General features: G+C 30.4%; 14 protein-coding genes. 10 read left to right on the plus strand and 4 right to left on the minus strand.

All coding sequences use genetic code 11. The annotated features are described in order from the left end of the window. The first annotated feature begins 21 nt into the window (after window positions 1-21). The 4 genes from BT151_RS12030 (at window position 22) to eutB (ending at window position 5,875) form a co-directional block, all read left to right on the plus strand. The gene (locus tag BT151_RS12030; protein WP_072402476.1) at window positions 22-1,467 is read left to right on the plus strand and encodes a RimK family protein; all 1,446 of its coding nucleotides are present in this window, start codon (window positions 22-24) and stop codon (window positions 1,465-1,467) included. A 1-nt stretch (window position 1,468) separates the two neighbouring features. Beyond that, window positions 1,469-2,695 carry a glutamate-cysteine ligase family protein gene (locus tag BT151_RS12035; RefSeq protein WP_072402478.1) on the plus strand — a complete coding sequence of 409 codons (1,227 nt, stop codon included), beginning with the start codon at window positions 1,469-1,471 and terminating at the stop codon, window positions 2,693-2,695. Continuing rightward, window positions 2,692-3,384 carry an N-formylglutamate amidohydrolase gene (locus BT151_RS12040; RefSeq protein ID WP_072402480.1) on the plus strand — a complete coding sequence of 231 codons (693 nt, stop codon included), beginning with the start codon at window positions 2,692-2,694 and terminating at the stop codon, window positions 3,382-3,384. Before BT151_RS12035 ends, BT151_RS12040 begins: the two co-directional genes overlap by 4 nt. 157 nt (window positions 3,385-3,541) lie before the next feature. After that, window positions 3,542-5,875, plus strand: coding sequence for an ethanolamine ammonia-lyase subunit EutB (gene eutB, locus BT151_RS12045; RefSeq protein WP_072402482.1), 2,334 nt, complete (start codon window positions 3,542-3,544; stop codon window positions 5,873-5,875). A gap of 138 nt (window positions 5,876-6,013) precedes the next feature. On the opposite strand, the gene BT151_RS12050 is transcribed toward eutB, so the two are convergent. From BT151_RS12050 to BT151_RS12060, 3 genes are all read right to left on the minus strand, one after another. After that, window positions 6,014-6,700: a peptidoglycan DD-metalloendopeptidase family protein gene (locus BT151_RS12050; RefSeq protein ID WP_072402484.1), complete on the minus strand. Its 687-nt coding sequence runs from the start codon at window positions 6,698-6,700 to the stop codon at window positions 6,014-6,016. Between the two features lie 18 nt (window positions 6,701-6,718). Continuing rightward, window positions 6,719-8,023, minus strand: a complete 1,305-nt coding sequence (rimO, locus tag BT151_RS12055) for a 30S ribosomal protein S12 methylthiotransferase RimO (RefSeq protein WP_072402486.1) — start codon at window positions 8,021-8,023, stop codon at window positions 6,719-6,721. A gap of 71 nt (window positions 8,024-8,094) precedes the next feature. Next, window positions 8,095-9,738 carry an amidase family protein gene (locus BT151_RS12060; protein WP_072402488.1) on the minus strand — a complete coding sequence of 548 codons (1,644 nt, stop codon included), beginning with the start codon at window positions 9,736-9,738 and terminating at the stop codon, window positions 8,095-8,097. Window positions 9,739-9,824: 86 nt separating this feature from the next. Here BT151_RS12060 and BT151_RS12065 point away from each other — a divergent pair, with 86 nt between their 5' ends. From BT151_RS12065 to BT151_RS12090, 6 genes are all read left to right on the plus strand, one after another. Further along, window positions 9,825-10,931 carry a serine hydrolase domain-containing protein gene (locus BT151_RS12065; RefSeq protein WP_072402490.1) on the plus strand — a complete coding sequence of 369 codons (1,107 nt, stop codon included), beginning with the start codon at window positions 9,825-9,827 and terminating at the stop codon, window positions 10,929-10,931. A gap of 243 nt (window positions 10,932-11,174) precedes the next feature. Further along, window positions 11,175-11,621 (plus strand): DUF4870 domain-containing protein, encoded by a 447-nt coding sequence (locus tag BT151_RS12070; protein ID WP_072402492.1) that lies wholly within the window; start codon window positions 11,175-11,177, stop codon window positions 11,619-11,621. 71 nt (window positions 11,622-11,692) lie between these two features. Continuing rightward, window positions 11,693-12,034 carry a PadR family transcriptional regulator gene (locus BT151_RS12075; RefSeq protein WP_072402494.1) on the plus strand — a complete coding sequence of 114 codons (342 nt, stop codon included), beginning with the start codon at window positions 11,693-11,695 and terminating at the stop codon, window positions 12,032-12,034. Beyond that, a complete protein-coding gene (locus BT151_RS12080) occupies window positions 12,031-13,851 on the plus strand; it encodes a PspC domain-containing protein (protein WP_072402496.1) in 1,821 nt (606 codons plus the stop codon). The genes BT151_RS12075 and BT151_RS12080 overlap by 4 nt, the downstream gene beginning before the upstream one ends. A 105-nt stretch (window positions 13,852-13,956) precedes the next feature. After that, the gene (locus BT151_RS12085) at window positions 13,957-14,685 is read left to right on the plus strand and encodes a head GIN domain-containing protein (protein ID WP_072402498.1); all 729 of its coding nucleotides are present in this window, start codon (window positions 13,957-13,959) and stop codon (window positions 14,683-14,685) included. Window positions 14,686-14,794: 109 nt separating this feature from the next. Further along, entirely contained in the window at window positions 14,795-15,631 is an 837-nt protein-coding gene (locus BT151_RS12090; protein ID WP_245794816.1) for a GIN domain-containing protein, read from the plus strand. A 249-nt stretch (window positions 15,632-15,880) separates the two neighbouring features. Here BT151_RS12090 and BT151_RS12095 read toward each other — a convergent pair whose 3' ends face one another. Then, window positions 15,881-16,792 (minus strand): hypothetical protein, encoded by a 912-nt coding sequence (locus tag BT151_RS12095; protein ID WP_072402500.1) that lies wholly within the window; start codon window positions 16,790-16,792, stop codon window positions 15,881-15,883. Window positions 16,793-16,897 lie beyond the last annotated feature (105 nt).

Genomic DNA, 16,897 nt, shown 5'->3' on the forward strand with positions numbered 1-16,897 from the left:
AATAAGCACTATGCTACTTTAATGCAAAAATATATTGTTGTCAATCAACCAGAAAAATGGAATTTTTCGATTGAGAATATTACCGTGATTTCACCACAAGATTACCTAACAAACCCAAAATTTTCACTACTAAAAAAGGCACGTATTTTTAATCTTTGTAAAGATTATAATTACCAATCTAAAGGCTATTACGTATCGCTATTGGCAGAAGCCAGAGGACATTTGGCAATTCCAACAGTAATGAATATAGTAGATTTAAAAACTTTAAAATTAGTTAGAATTGTATCTGATGAGTTTGATGATATTATTCAACAAAGTCTTAAAAATATTAAATCTAGAGAATTTACTTTAAGTATTTATTTCGGACAAAACGTAGCTCAAAAATATAAAGAGTTAAGCACGTTGTTTTACAAACATTTTCAAGTACCATTTCTTAGAGTGAAATTTAATTATAACACGAAATGGAACATACAAAGTGTAAAAGTGATTTCAGAAACTGAAATTCCAAATGACCATCTTGAAAGTGTTCAGCAATTTGCTAATCAGTATTTTTCTAAGAAAAGATATGATACCCCTAAATTAACACAAAACGATTTTGACTTAGCTATTTTATTCAACCCAAACGATCCTGCGCCACCAAGCAATTCAAAAGCTTTGAAAAAATTTATTGAAGTTGCTGAAAAAATGAATATTTATGCTGAAATTATTGAGCCTAAAGATTTATCGCGATTATCATCTTTTGATGCATTATTAATTAGACAAAGTACAGAAGTTAATAATGAAGCCTATGCCTTTGCTAGAAAAGCGCAACAAGAAGGTATTGCCTTGGTTGATTACCCAGATGCCATCTTAAAATGTTGCAATAAAGTATATATGGCAGAAGCGTTGCAAAACGCGAACATTGACACCCCAAAAACTATTATTGTTCACAAGGATAATCTGAATCAAATTTTAGAATTTACAGGATTGCCTTGCGTGCTAAAAGCTCCAGATTCAACGTTTTCATTTGGTGTGAAAAAAGCTAAAACAATAGAAGAGTTTCATAATCTAGCTAACACCATGCTCAAAGAATCTGATTTAATAATTGCACAAGAATTTTGCCCATCAGATTACGATTGGCGTATTGGAATTATTGATGGTGAACCTTTTTTTGCTTGTAAATACTACATGGCAAAAGGGCATTGGCAAATTTATAACTGGAAAGCTAAAAATAAACATGATCAAGATGGTGATGCCGATTGTTTACCTATTGAGGATGTACCTAAAAAAGTATTAAAAATGGCTATTAAATCTGCTAAACTTATTGGTAATGGTTTATTAGGCATCGATATTAAAGTCATTAACGAGAAACCTATGGTTATTGAAATTAACGACAACCCTAATATTGATTTTGGTGTTGAAGATCGTTTTTATGGAGATTTAGTCTATACAAAAATATTAACCGCGTTAAAAAACAGATTAGATTAACATGGCTAAAAAGTATCATTTATTTGAAGTTTTTGGTATTGAACTAGAATATATGCTGGTTGGTAATCTGGATTTTAAAGTAAAACCTATCGTTGATGAGCTTCTCACTTTAAAAAATGGCTCATTGACCGATGATATTGAAAATGGTAACATTGCATGGAGTAACGAATTAGTGGCACATGTTGTAGAGTTAAAAACAAACGGGCCAACTAGAGATTTGGATACGCTTGCAAATGCTTTTCATAAAAATGTACTAGAAATTAATGCGCTTTTAAGCACTTTAAACGCTTCATTATTACCAACAGCAGCACACCCATTAATGAATCCATTAACTGATACACAACTTTGGAAACATAGTTATAGTGAAGTTTATGCGCTTTATAATCGAATCTTTAATTGTAAAGGACATGGTTGGAGCAATGTACAAAGCACCCATATTAATTTACCTTTTTTTGACGATAGCGAGTTTGAAAAACTACATGCTGCTATTCGTATCATTTTGCCTTTAATTCCAGGTTTATGTGCCAGTTCTCCTATTTTGGAAGGCAAAAACACAGGATATAAAGATACCAGATTGGAATATTATAAAACCAATCAAAAAGAAATTTCAGAAATGACAGGTTTAGTAATTCCTGAGCAAGTTTTCACAAAAAAGGACTATTATACTACCATTTTTGAACCTATAAATAAAGCCATAAAACCTCACGATATAGATAATATTTTAGATCATCATTTCTTAAACTCTCGTGGCGCTATTGCCCGTTTTGACAGAAACGCTATTGAAATTAGATTGGTAGATATACAAGAATGCCCACAAGCCGATATTGCTATTTGTGTATTCATTATTGAAGTAGTCAAACTACTAGTTAATAACCAAACGGCTTCATTACAAGCTCAAAAATCATGGACAGTAGAAGCTCTTTTTAGTATATTAAATCCATCTATTAAAGAAGGCGAAAAGCATATTGTATATAATTTAGAATATCTAAATTTATTTGAAATAGAGCAAGCATGTACAGTGCAAGATATTTGGAAACAGCTTTACAAATTGGTTAAAATTAATATACATGAAACACATCATCAAGCTATAGAAACCATTATATCGAAAGGTACTTTAGCAACTAGAATACTTCATGCTATTGGTAATGATTTTTCAGAAAGCAATATTAAAAAAGTGTACAAGCAATTAGCCAATTGCTTGCAAGAAAATAAAGTCTTTACGTCGTGAAACTTATAGTAACCTGCGAACATGGTGGAAATACGATTCCTAAAGCTTTTGAAAAGTATTTTAAAGGCTCTGAATTGGTTTTAAACTCTCATCGCGGTTACGATTTGGGCACATTGGATGTGTTTAACGCATTAAAACCACTTGCAAATGAGTCCTTATATTCTGAAACTAGCCGATTGCTTATTGAACTCAATAGGTCGTTACATCATAAAAGTTTATTTTCAGAATTCACTAAAAACATTTCTAAAAAAGAAAAGCAGCATTTAATTAATTCGCATTATTTAGTTTATAGAAAAAAGGTTGAAAACACCATTCAAAATTGGATTGAAAAAGGAGAATCTGTTTTACATATTTCTGTTCACTCATTCACACCTATTTTAAATAATGTTGAAAGAAACTGTGATATTGGATTGTTATACGATTCCAAAAAAAATACAGAAAAAACCTTTTGTTCTGATTTTAAAAAAGAACTCAAAAATTTAAAACCGGGCTTAAATGTGCGTTATAATTATCCTTATTTAGGAAAAGCAGATGGTTTTACTACTTATCTACGCAAGCAGTTTGAATCAAATTATATTGGAGTTGAAATTGAAATCAACCAGAAATATTCTACAAAAAACAATATGTCATCCGAATTGAAAGTCTTTTTATTTTCAGCTTTGAAAACACTTTTAACCAAAAGTAATTAAAAGGGATATTGAAACTTGACTTTATAAAAAAATTCAACTAACTTCGTTAACAACTGATATTAAGTCACCTGTACTAAACTTGTTTCAGTATTAAAACGACGTCATATCATTAAAGTTGAAAACTATTCATTAAAAAATCATAAACTCAAATTTTATTATGTCGAGAGATGAATTTTTAAAACAGGCAGGGTTAACGGGAGCTTCTATTTTAATTTTAAATGGCTGTAATTTTTTCGTTTCGAAGGAAGAAACTCTTGATACTTCTTTACAAGGTGTTGTCATACCAAAACCCGATATCAACGAAGACATTTTTAGTTACATTAAAAAAGTTAAAGGAGAATTTAATATGACTCTTTATAGACAGATATTAGGGGCTGCAAACGAATTTAAAGAAGGAGACAAAACCTTAAACATTGCAGCTGCCGATGATCAATCAAGAACTTATGCCAGAAAATTACTTGGTAATACTAAAATTGAAAGTCTTAATAAACATGTAGTATATAATGATGGTATCCTAGAGTTAATTCAACAATCAACTCAGGTAAACCCTTTTATAGAAAACTTGACTTTACAAGAACTAAAAGACTTTACATTATCTCAACCTGAAGAGAAGATAAAAGAGATTATGCCAAGCCTGAGTAGTGATATTATTGCTTGTTTGGTGAAATTAATGACTAATGAAGAACTCATTGAAATTGGTAAAAAAGTTTTTAATCCTTTGCCAAATAGTAAAATTGGAAGTCAAGGTTATATGGGAGCTAGAGTACAGCCTAATTCTCCAACAGATAACATAGAAGATATTAGCTGGCAAGTTTTTAATGCTTGGTCTTACGCGGTTGGAGATGTAGTTTTAGGTACAAATCCAGTTTCAAGTCAACCAGAATCTGTTGCTAAAATTGAAAATGCTCTTTTCGATATTATTACAAGTTTCGATTTAGAAGAAACTATTCCCAATTGTGTGCTTTCGCATATAGATATTCAAGCAGAAGTAGAAAAAGAAAACCCAGGAAGTACTGGCATTTGGTTTCAGAGTATTGCAGGCACCGTAAATGCTAATAAAACCTTTGATGTGACTATAGATAAAATGCTGCAATACGCTTCTGAGCGGAATGGCCATTTTGGATTCTATGCAGAAACTGGTCAAGGAGCAGATTTAACAAATGGTCATGCTGAAGGTTTTGACATGGTCATGCATGAATCTAGAAAATATGGCTTTTTAAGAGTTTTAAAACAAAAGATTGATGCACTTAAAGGAGATAACAACTCGTGGGTACATGTTAACGATGTTGCAGGGTTTATTGGACCTGAAGTGTTTAGAAGTAAAGAACAACTTGTTCGTTGTTGTTTGGAAGATACTGTTATGGGTAAACTTCACGGATTAACTATTGGTTTAGATATTTGCTCCACATTACATATGGATGTAAACTTAGAAGATTTAGATTGGTGCATAGAAAATGTGATGCCTGCAAATCCTGCTTATTTAATGGCTTTACCTACCAAAAATGATCCTATGCTCAGTTATTTAACTACTGCATTCAGCAATCATGTTAAAATAAGAGAGCAGTTTAAATACAAAGTGAATGATGCCATGTGGGATTTCTTTAAAAAATTAGAAATAATTGATGAAAAGGGAAATCCTACGAAGCATTTTGGTGATCCAATTTGGGTTTATTACAAATTCAAAAAAACAAAAAAAGACAAAAGATCCTTGGAAGAAATTTATGAAGAAGGCAAGCAGTGTATTGCTCGTATTGAAAGTCGGGGTGTTCCAATTGCACAAGGATATGGAAATAATTATTGGGATTTAAAGCCTTCACTAGATAAAAAAGTTCATTATTTATATGAAGATGCTAAAGTGAGTTTATGGACAGAAATGAATTCTACATTTATTCAAAGTCTTCCAGCTTCTGTTCCAATTATCACAAAATCAGAAAACAGAAAAGACTACGTTTACCATCCCGAATCTGGCGAAGTATTAACCCCAAATGCTGTTGAAAAAGTAAAATTATTAAGAAATTCATGGAATGAAAATACGCCAGACATTCAAATTATTATCTCTGATGGATTAAATGCCAGGGCTTTAATGGATGAAGGACATTTATTCCCTTTTTTAGATGGACTTATCAATTCACTAAAAGATTACGGATACACACTGAGTAAAAAACACATTGTAATAAAGAACGGACGCGTACGAGCTGGTTATGCTTGTGGAGAAGTTCTATTTGGACAAAAGTCATCACCTCCAAAAAGTCATGGCATAATTCATATCATTGGTGAGAGACCTGGATCTGGACATCATAATTTTTCTGCTTATTTAACTGTTGCCCAATCATCAACTTGGAATTTAAAGAGAAGCGTAGATCATAACATATCTAAAGTAGTTTCTGGTATTTCAGACACTGCGTACACCCCAGAAAAAGCAGTTTTAGATGCAGTAAACATTATAAATGAACTATTCTTAAATTATGGAAAACAAGTTAGAATAGCATAAAAACTATTTACATGGAAGTCTATAAAATTGGATGTTTTAGTGTGAACTAAGCTTAGTTTCTGATTTTATTTCTTCTGATTTCTTTCGTACGAAAATCACTATTTTCTAGATAAAACACATTGACAAAAATCATCAAAATTATAATTTCAATAACAAATTAGGATTTGGGCAGTTGCTTTTATAAAACTCAAAATCTGTTTTACTACAAACGCCTGGGTAATCGCCTTGATAATCTTGAATATCTTTTATAACCTGAAAATGTAAATGCGGAGGGTAATCGCCATTTACTGAAGCTTTCCCCAAAGTAGCTATTTTATTCCCTTGTTTAAAGGTTTGCCCGACTTCTAAATGTTGAATGGAAGCTAAACTTAAATGCCCATAAAGTGTGTAAAATTCAATACCAGAAATATGGTGCTTTAAAATAATAGTTGGCCCATAATCACCATAATTGGTATTATTTCTAAAACTATGCACAGTTGCATCTAAAGGAGCATAAATTGGAGTTTCTGCAGTGCACCACAAATCGATACCTAAATGGATATTACGTTCTTCTTGTGCTTGCTTATTAAAATGATTACTTCGTTTGTATATGTTTCGTACTTCTAAATAACCACCAAAAGCAACTTGTGCTCCGTTGGTTTTTATATGATTATTCACATAAGCTCCTAACTTTTCGGACGACGATACATCAATGGCATTTAAAAGCTTATTAGATTCAGATAAATCTAAAGGCACATATTTATTATTAGGAATAGCAGTATATAGAACACGCAATGGTCCGGAATTTATGTTTTTTAAGAATCCATTAAAATCATATATTGACATAGTTGCCAAAGTATAAAACTAGTTCACAACTTCACCATAAAGATCAAAATCTTCTGCTTCAGTAATTTTAATTGTAGTAAACTCACCTGTTTTTAAATACGTTTTAGTTGCATCTATTAATACTTCATTATCTACATCTGGTGAATCAAATTCTGTACGTCCAACAAAATAATTACCCTCTTTTCTATCTATAACTACTTTAAAGGTCTCTCCTATTTTTTGTTGATTCAATTCCCAAGAAATTTGCGATTGAATTTCCATAATTTCATTAGCACGCTCTATTTTCACTTCTTCAGGAACATCATCTTCTAAATTATAAGCATGAGTATTTTCTTCATGGCTATAAGTAAAACAACCTAAACGTTCAAAACGCATATCTTTAACCCATTGTTTTAACTCTTGAAAATTCTCTTCAGTTTCACCAGGATATCCAACAATAAGCGTTGTTCTAATAGTCATATTAGGCACTTCTGCTCTAAACTCTTTAAGTAACTTTGTTGTTTTTTCTTTAGTAGTTCCACGACGCATACTTTTCAATATGTCATCTGAAATATGTTGTAACGGAATATCTAAATAATTACAAACTTTAGGTTCGCGATTCATAACATCTAAAACATCCATAGGGAAACCCGTTGGAAATGCATAATGCAAACGAATCCATTCTACTCCATCAACTTTTACTAAAGCTTCAAGAAGTTCTGCTAGGTTTCGTTTTTTATATAAATCAAGTCCGTAATATGTTAAATCTTGGGCAATTAAAATCAATTCTTTAACGCCTTTTGCTGCAAGTTTTTCAGCTTCAATAACAATTTGCTCTATAGACGTACTTCTGTGTTTACCTCGCATTATTGGAATAGCACAAAACGAACATGGTCTATCGCAACCTTCGGCTATTTTTAAATACGCATAGTTTTTTGGTGTGGTTGTTAAACGCTCTCCTATTAACTCATGTCTATAATCGGCTCCTAAAGCTTTTAATAATCCTGGTAACTCTGTAGTTCCAAAATACTCATCTACATTAGGAATTTCTTTAATTAAATCTGGTTTATAACGCTCACTCAAACATCCTGTTACAAAAACCTTATCAACTTCACCATCTTGCTTTTTCTGTACATATTCCAGAATAGTGTTAACACTTTCTTCTTTGGCATTATTGATAAATCCGCAGGTATTAATCACAACAATATTACCTTCTTCTTCATGTACTACATCTTTACCGCTAGCTTTTAATTGACCCATAAGCACTTCGCTGTCGTAAACATTTTTACTACAACCAAGGGTTACCACGTTAATTTTGTTCTTTTTAAGAGTTTTTGTGCGCATACTTTCTATAAATCAGGGCGCAAAGATACGGAATACTTTAGGATTACAGTTATTTTACTCTAATAACAAAACTAATTGTAATGCATTGGTGCTTTGCGCATTCCAGAAGCTTCCTCATAAATATATGCCCATTTAAGTAATTCTTTTTCGCAAAGTGGTTCTGTTATAAAAGTGAGTCCTTTTGGTACGCCTTTATTTGTATATCCCATTGGTACAGTTAGCGCAGGATATTCGGCAACTGCAGCAAAACCAGCATGATAATTATTTATAGAAAGAAAACCATCAAGTTTATGTGCTTTAATAGGAACATTAAAAAATTGTTTTCCGTTGTTTTTCAAGATCATTTTTATACTGTCAAATTCTTCATTAGTTGCTGAATCAGAAGCGATACCTTCAAACAAACGTTGTCCGTAAGGCATGCTGTTTAATGAATCTTTTTTATTGAAATTAATAACATCATTTACCGAAGAAACCTCAGCATTTTTATCTGCATAATTCTTTAAATACTTAGGTAAATCTTTTTTCATATCTAAATTTAACAATCTAATAAAACCCGGTAAATCTATTTTTTCTTCATCTATTTCAATAATTTCAGCACCTTGTTGCTTTAATACATTAAGTGCATTAACATACAATGTATCATCTTCCATTAATTTTTTAAATGCTCCAAAACGTTTTCCTTCATATTTAGATGAATCCATATCATTGTAATAAAAACCATTTCCTTTTTTAGTGTCAATTGCTTTTGGATCTTTATTATCAAAACCCGACATCGCATCTAGCATAATAGCGTTATCAATAACGGATTTTGTCATAGGTCCTGGTGTGTCTAGTGTTGAAGAAATTGGTACAATTCCACCTCTACTTAGCAAACCAATAGTGGGTTTTAATCCTACAATAGAATTCTGACTTGAAGGAGACAAAATAGAACCTGATGTTTCGCTACCAACAGCTGCCACACAAAAATTTGCTGCAACAGCTACGCCACTTCCAGAACTTGAACCGCCAGTATCCATAACACGTCTTCCATAAGGATTTAAGGTTTGTCCGCCAATGGCACTGTAACCACTTGGGCAATCGCCACAGAAAAAATAAGCCCACTCACTTAGGTTTGATTTTCCTAAAATAATGGCACCATTTTCTTTTAGTCTTTGTACAATAAAAGCGTCTTTAGTCTTGTTTTTTTTTAATGCTACAGCACCTGCGGTTGTTGGCATTTCTGAAGTATTAATATTATCTTTTAATAATATTGGCATTCCAAAAATAGGATGCTTAAGTTTTCTGTTTAAAAGTTCTCTGTCTTTTTGCTTTGCTTCTTCAATTATATTTGGATTTAAAGAAATAACAGAATTTAATGACCATTCATTCTCTCTATCGAACTTTTTTATTCTGTATAAATAGAATTTGACTAGCTTTTCATATGATAAATCGCCATTATTGATGCTTTTTTGAAGTGTAAGTATGTCTTGTTCTAATATTAAAGGTTTTAATGCATTATAACTTGCTTCAGAAAAATTCATTAAAGCTTCATTAAAAGGTTGCCATAACGAATCTTTTGATATGTATTTGGAATCCAAAACTTTAAACTCCCTAAAATCTTTTGTAGAAACGTCTCTAATATCAGTTGAATATTCTTTTTTAACTTCGGTTTTTTCTTCAGTGTTTTTACAAGAAAACAAGAGAATAAATATAGGGATGAGAAGAAATGATTTCATTTAAATTATTTTCTCATAAAAATACTAATTAAATTATAATTAAACTTTTTATATCTTTAACTGTCTTAAAATTAAAAACCTACGTTATGAAACCCAAAATTCATCTTTCGTTAATTGCATTATTTATAGCATTTACACTTTATAATTGTTCTAGTAGTAACGATCCTATTGAAAAACCAGAAGAAGAAAATCCAACACCAGAAACTCTTTATTTTCCTCCTATTGGGTCAGATGATTGGGAAACCTATTCTTTAACAGAATTAAATTGGAACGAAGCCGCTTTACAACCTCTCTTAAATTTAGTTGAAGAAAAAGGCTCCAAGGCATTTATCATTTTAAAAAACGGAAAAATTGTTGTGGAGTGGTATAGTGAAGATTTTTCTGCTACAGAAAATCATACCTGGAATTCTGCTGCAAAAACACTAACAGCATATACTATGGGTATTGCCCAAAAAGAAGGCTACTTAAATATATATGATAGTTCGCAAGATTATTTAGGGGCAAATTGGTCTAGTATGACAGATCAACAAGAAAAAAACATAACTATTTGGAATCATTTAACAATGACAACTGGAATGGATTATAATGTAGAAAACAATTCTTGTACAGAACCCAGCGATTTACTTTATAAAAATGAACCTAGTACTTACTGGTATTACCATAATGCAAGTTATAGATTAAATCTTGATATTATAACAGGTGCGACTGGAATACCTTTTACAGATTATTTTAATGAAAAATTAAAAAACAAAATAGGGATGCAAGGTGTTTGGATACCTTTGGGTTGTTTTAATTTATTTTATAGTACAGCAAGAAGTATGGCTCGTTTTGGTTTATTAAATTTAAATAATGGTATTTGGGACAATACTACTATTTTGAGTGATACTGAATATTTAAATGCCATGACAAACACATCACAAAATTTAAACAAAGCATATGGTTATTTATGGTGGTTGAATGGAAAAGATAGTTTTAAGTTACCACAATATGAAGATGATTTTTCTGGGAAATTAATTCCAGATGCACCTGATGATTTAATTGCTGGATTAGGAAAAAGTGACCAAAAGGTTTACGTTGTTACTAGTAAAAAATTAGTTGTAGTAAGAATGGGTGATGACTCTGGAGACACTACTTTTGGTCCAAGTTCTTTTGATAATGAATTATGGATAAAAATTAATGCTTTAACCAATTAATTGTTGTTTTTAGAGGACTTATTATAGTTAAAGAAAACAGTTAAACATTAATAAAAACATTTAATTACAATTGATGCTCTGCACTTTTAAGAAAGGCATTATTCAATATCAATTACAATAAATCCATCTAATTTCTTCGCAATACTAAATGTTAAATTTATGTTAATTTTTAGTACTATGCGTAACAAAGTACCTTCTTTTAGACATATATTTGTATAAGAAACTATTATATGTTTTAAAATCATGCTAGACAATCATCAAAAAAACATCGCAACCTTTATTCATTTATCAACCTTTAGTAGGTTTTTTATTCCTTTTGGAAATTTTATTGGTCCAATCATATTATGGGTAGCAAATAAAGATAAATCGGAATTTATAGACGCCAATGGAAAACAAGCCATAAACTTTCAAATTAGCATTTTGCTATACGCTATTATTTTAGGAACGTTAACCATTCCATTTTTCATTTTTAAAATTTTTAATGGTTTAGACTTTATAGATTTTAATGGATTTCATGATTTTCATATTAATATAGGAGAACCTTCCCCGCTACTTTACATTGGTGGTGCATTAGGTGTTTTAGCAGTAATAGGATTTATTTTTGAACTCATATTTATTATAATAGCAAGCTTAAAAGCCAGAGATGGCGAAATATATCATTATCCTTTAACAATCAATTTTTTAAAATAAATTTCATCAAATAATCATCAATCAAATCAATCAAAAAATGAACAGTTTCACAAAATTAAACGAATGATACTATGAAGATAGAAAACACAAAGGCACAAATGCGCAAAGGCGTACTAGAATTCTGCATACTTTCGGTCTTAAAAGACGAAGACGCTTATGTAGCAGAAATTTTAGACACCTTAAAAGACGCTAAGTTGCTAGTGGTAGAAGGTACTATTTACCCACTACTTACACGACTTAAAAATGCTGGACTTTTAAATTACAGATGGGAAGAATCAACCTCTGGACCACCACGAAAATATTACGGTTTAACCGAAACAGGTAAGTTATTTTTAAAAGAATTAAACACTACCTGGAGTGAATTACACAATGCAGTAACCATAGTAACAAGCCAAAAAACAACAAAAAAATGAATAAAACAGTCAACATAAATTTAGCAGGTATATTTTTTCATATAGATGAAGATGCATACTTAAAATTACAGCGCTATTTAGAGGCTATAAAACGTTCATTCACAGACTCACAAGGTCGATCTGAAATTATAGCAGATATTGAAGCACGAATTGCAGAACTTTTTAGCGAGCGTGTTCAAAACGACAAGCAAGTTATACGTATTAAAGAAGTAGACGAGGTTATTTCTATTATGGGACAACCAGAAGATTACTTAGTTGATGACGAAATTTTTGAAGATGAGCCTAAAACGTCTTATTCAAAAAAATCAACATCTTCTTCAGCCTCTAAAAAACTTTTTAGAGATACGGATAACTCTTATATAGGAGGCGTATCATCTGGGTTAGCACATTACTTTGGTATTGATACTATTTGGATTCGTTTAGCTTGGATACTTTTAATTTTTGGCGCAGGAACAGGAATTTTACTCTATATCTTATTATGGATTTTAGTTCCCGAGGCTAAAACAACTGCCGAAAAAATAATGATGACAGGTGACCCTGTTAACATTACTAACATTGAAAAAAAAATCAAAGACGGTTTTGATAATGTTTCAGATGTGGCAAAAAACGTAACCGATTCTGTTGGTTCTGCAGCAAAAAATGTAACCGATTCTGTCTCAAACGCAGCAAAAAACATAGACTTTCAAAAACAAAGTAATAAGATAAAATCATCTTCAAAGACTTTTTTTGACACCGTTGGAGAAATCTTTATGTTTTTCTTAAAAGTGTTTGCAAAGTTTATTGGGATTATTCTTATAATTGTAGGTGCTTCTGCTTTAATTGGGTTAATTATTGGATTATTTTCTTTAGGTGTAGCAGATATTATCCACATCCCTGGCTTGGATATGGTAGAAATTGCTAATGCTGGAAATACTCCAATATGGTTAGTATCATTATTAAGCTTTTTCGCCATAGGTATTCCGTTCTTTTTCCTATTCTATTTAGGGTTAAAAATCTTGATTAACAATCTTAAATCTATAGGAAATATTGCAAAATTCACTTTGCTAGGTTTATGGTTAATATCACTAATATCATTAATAGTAGTTGGTATAAGACAAGCAAGTGAGTTTGCTTACGATGAAAGTTATATAGTAAAAACTGAGTTACCAATTACAGCCACAGACACTCTAACAATTAGAATGGTTAGTAATGATAATTTCAGTAATAATTTTTACAGAAATAACCATGGTTTTAAATTAGCACATGATGATGATGGCAACAAAATAATTTATTCATCTGATGTTGATATTCGAGTTAAATCTACAACAGATTCTATTGCAACTATTTCTATTGAAAAAAGTGCAGATGGTAGAAGTTATGAAATAGCTAGAGAACGTGCTAAAAACATAAACTATAATTTTAATTTAAGAGATAATATCCTTTTACTTGATTCTTACCTAACTACTAACCTAGAAAATAAGTTTAGCGATCAAGAAGTTGATGTTGTATTATATATACCAGAAAACACCATTGTTTATTTCAATAATAGCACAAAGGACTACCTGCACTATAAGCAATTTGAAGGTAATATTATATCAAGAGAAGATACAAACCATTATGTGAAAATTCTTTTTGATGATGCTGAATGCTTGGATTGCCCTGAAGAAGATTTTGAAGTAAAAGTAAATACCCCAGGATTAAAAATTAACGAGGAAGGTGTTGAAATTAATTCTGATGAAGGCAATATAAAAATTGATAACAAAGGACTTAAAGTACAATCTGAAGATGTTAAAGTAAATATAGATTCTAATGGTATTAACATAGAATCAGACAACTAACAATTCATCATAAAAAAATAACAGTTCAGATATTTAAGTTACTAATCAACACTGTTTTAAAAGATATTTGAACAATAAATTAAATCAATCATAAAACGAACAATCATGACAACACTAATCAAATTTATTGTAGCAACCGTATTAAGCTTAATGCTTTTTTCATGCAATTTTGACCTAAACCTAAACTCTGGAGTAAGAGGAAATGGAAACGTAATAAAACAAGAAAGAACTGTTAATGAACCATTCTCTACAATAAAAGCTACTGAAGGTTTAGATGTATACTTAACACAAAGTAATAACGAAAGCATTACTGTTGAAGCTGATGAGAATTTACATGAGCTAATTATGACGGAAATTGAAGATGGTGTTTTAAAAATTCATACTAAAGAAAATATTGGCAATGCCACTTCAAAAAAAGTAATGGTAAGCTTTAAGGATATTTCAAGTATAATATCTACAAGCGGAAGTGATGTTTTCTCAACAAACACCATTATAGTTGAAACTTTAAATTTAAAATCAACTAGCGGAAGTGATATGAAGCTAGATGTAAATACTTCTGTTTTACATTGTAATTCTACTAGTGGAAGCGATATGCATTTATCTGGAAAAACATTAAAACTTATTGCCGAAGCAACTAGCGGAAGTGATATAAAGGCTGCAGATTTAATAGCAGAATCTAGCGAAGTTAGAGCTACTAGTGGTGCAGATATCACAGTAAACACTTCTAAAGAATTAACTGCAAGAGCAAGCAGTGGCGGAGATGTAAAATATTATGGCAATCCAGAAAAAGTGAATAAAAACGATAGTCCTTCAGGAAGCATCGTACAAAAATAAACCAACCAATAATCAACCAAATTTTTTTTAAAACCATTTCAAACTTAGCTAAAAAGTTTGGGATGGTTTTTGCTTTATATTTGTATGAATAATTAATTCAAATTTCACAATGAAAAAAATTCTTATTGCGTTCTTTTTTTGTTTATTAATAAACGGCCTTTCTATTGCTCAAAACCCCGAGAAAGTTAAAGGAAACAGAAATGTAACAACACAATTAACTGATATCGATTCCTTTCATACTATAGCGCTTGATGAAGATTTTAAAGTAGATATAATATATAGTCAAAATGCTTCAGTTGAAATAGAAACTGATGAAAACCTTCATGAGTTTATAAAATTTGAAGTTATAGACAGTGTACTTACTTTTAAAAAAACCACTAAAATAACATCTAAAAAACGACTAGATATTAAGGTGACCTACAATGAATTCTTAAAACATATTATAACCTCTGGTAATGCTGAAATATTATCACTTTCCACAATGAATTTAAAAAATGGAACTCTAAAAACTAGAGGTTCCTCTAAAGCTGGATTAACTATAAAATCTGATGATTTTAGTTTTAATGGTGATGATAAATCTAAAGTAAAATTAAATTTAACAAGTGAAAATTGCACGTTAAACTTAAGTGGCTACAGTAAAATTGAAGCCCTTATTAATACATCTCAAATTTCTGCCACATTATACCAACGTGCTAATGCAGATATTGAAGGTACTTGTAATAATGCAACCTTAGAACTTGATAACAACACACAACTTAATGCAAAAAATTTCACAATAAATAACTGTAGCATAGTTAGTTCAATAGGTAGTGATGCTTATCTTGAAGTTTTAGAAAACATTACCATTGATGCTTCAGGAACTTGCGCCATATACTTATATGAAAACCCGAAAATTGTTATAAATAAACTTACAGACACATCAAAACTTCAAAAGAAAGTTAAATAACAAGTGATATAATTTTGTCGGGATGACAGAACTAACTAACAAGTCATAAGTAACTTTATATCAATATTTTAATACTAAAAATTCAGTATGATTCACCGAATTGTACACTAAAATCAAAAAGAACTATTAAAAAACAAAATTTGTTTGCTTTTGTTATAATAAATATACAAATAATATTAAACCTAAGATTAATTAAAGAGATTATTTTAATTAAAAATTTGTATTGGCTGATCTAAAATTAATAAAGATTTATAATTTTTTAATCAATGAGGCACCATTACTAATAATGGTGTTTTTATTATCACTTAAAATACTTGGTAACTTATTTATGTATTTACTTTTATTACCTTCATATTCTTCTAGTTGTATAGTAATATTTAGAACTCCATATTTCTCCAATCCTTCAATATCAGAAAAAATTGGGATGTCATAATACCAAGGTGACAGAATGGGAGTTTTTATTTGATTCTTGTATCCATACTTAAGATTTCTAAAATCATATTCTTGTTCAATTAAAGTTTTTTTATTGGGAGCACCATTAGAATCTCTCCACTGTCCTTCTATTAGAATAGATACTTTTGCATTTAAATCCTCATCGTTATAAATTTTAGTTTTCGAAAAAAAAACTCTTAACTCATTAAAACTTAACTTTGTAATTCCTGGGTTTTCAGAATCAGAGATAAATTCAATTACAGCATGAAAATTTAATAAGTCATCATATTCATTACGGATAATATCTTTAATACTAAGTACAGTTTCTTCACCTCTTGAAGTGGAACTTTTATTGAATTCTTCAGTTAATAATTTATTAACTCTAACTTTTTCATATTTGTTTATTGGTTTGGAGTATTTTTTAATATGTATTGATTTATAAGTTTTTTCAATTACTCCTAAATCTGTATTGTAATAATCATTTATAGAAATTGATTGAGAATAAGAACTAGTTAATGACTTAGCAGATTCTTCAGCTAAATAATTTGCTCCAAAAAATAAACCTTGAATAACTGCTTCTATAACACCTCCTCTTGTAGTAGGTTTTTTTAATTCAATTACAAATTCTTCATCTGCTTTTATATTTGCTCTTTGATGTGTTGCACATGAAAAAACAAAAAGAATTAAGGGGACTAAAAAAAAATATTTCCTAAGAGGATTCCTATCCATTATATAAAATTAACATTAATTATTTTTTTTAATAATTGTTCTAAAAATCGATTATAGCATAAAAAAAGTAAATTTATGAAGAATTTTGTTAAATTTATGTTTACC

The organism is Flaviramulus basaltis (assembly GCF_900114265.1).
Taxonomy (GTDB): domain Bacteria; phylum Bacteroidota; class Bacteroidia; order Flavobacteriales; family Flavobacteriaceae; genus Flaviramulus; species Flaviramulus basaltis.

What these genes read in the sequence shown, in the direction of transcription:
- BT151_RS12030 (WP_072402476.1), top strand. Translation starts at nt 22, where the DNA reads ATGCAAAAATATATTGTTGTCAATCAACCAGAAAAATGGAATTTTTCG.
- BT151_RS12035 (WP_072402478.1), top strand. Translation starts at nt 1,469, where the DNA reads ATGGCTAAAAAGTATCATTTATTTGAAGTTTTTGGTATTGAACTAGAA.
- eutB (WP_072402482.1), top strand. Translation starts at nt 3,542, where the DNA reads ATGTCGAGAGATGAATTTTTAAAACAGGCAGGGTTAACGGGAGCTTCT.
- BT151_RS12050 (WP_072402484.1), bottom strand. Translation starts at nt 6,700, where the DNA reads ATGTCAATATATGATTTTAATGGATTCTTAAAAAACATAAATTCCGGA.
- rimO (WP_072402486.1), bottom strand. Translation starts at nt 8,023, where the DNA reads ATGCGCACAAAAACTCTTAAAAAGAACAAAATTAACGTGGTAACCCTT.
- BT151_RS12060 (WP_072402488.1), bottom strand. Translation starts at nt 9,738, where the DNA reads ATGAAATCATTTCTTCTCATCCCTATATTTATTCTCTTGTTTTCTTGT.
- BT151_RS12065 (WP_072402490.1), top strand. Translation starts at nt 9,825, where the DNA reads ATGAAACCCAAAATTCATCTTTCGTTAATTGCATTATTTATAGCATTT.
- BT151_RS12070 (WP_072402492.1), top strand. Translation starts at nt 11,175, where the DNA reads ATGCTAGACAATCATCAAAAAAACATCGCAACCTTTATTCATTTATCA.
- BT151_RS12075 (WP_072402494.1), top strand. Translation starts at nt 11,693, where the DNA reads ATGAAGATAGAAAACACAAAGGCACAAATGCGCAAAGGCGTACTAGAA.
- BT151_RS12080 (WP_072402496.1), top strand. Translation starts at nt 12,031, where the DNA reads ATGAATAAAACAGTCAACATAAATTTAGCAGGTATATTTTTTCATATA.
- BT151_RS12085 (WP_072402498.1), top strand. Translation starts at nt 13,957, where the DNA reads ATGACAACACTAATCAAATTTATTGTAGCAACCGTATTAAGCTTAATG.
- BT151_RS12090 (WP_245794816.1), top strand. Translation starts at nt 14,795, where the DNA reads ATGAAAAAAATTCTTATTGCGTTCTTTTTTTGTTTATTAATAAACGGC.
- BT151_RS12095 (WP_072402500.1), bottom strand. Translation starts at nt 16,792, where the DNA reads ATGGATAGGAATCCTCTTAGGAAATATTTTTTTTTAGTCCCCTTAATT.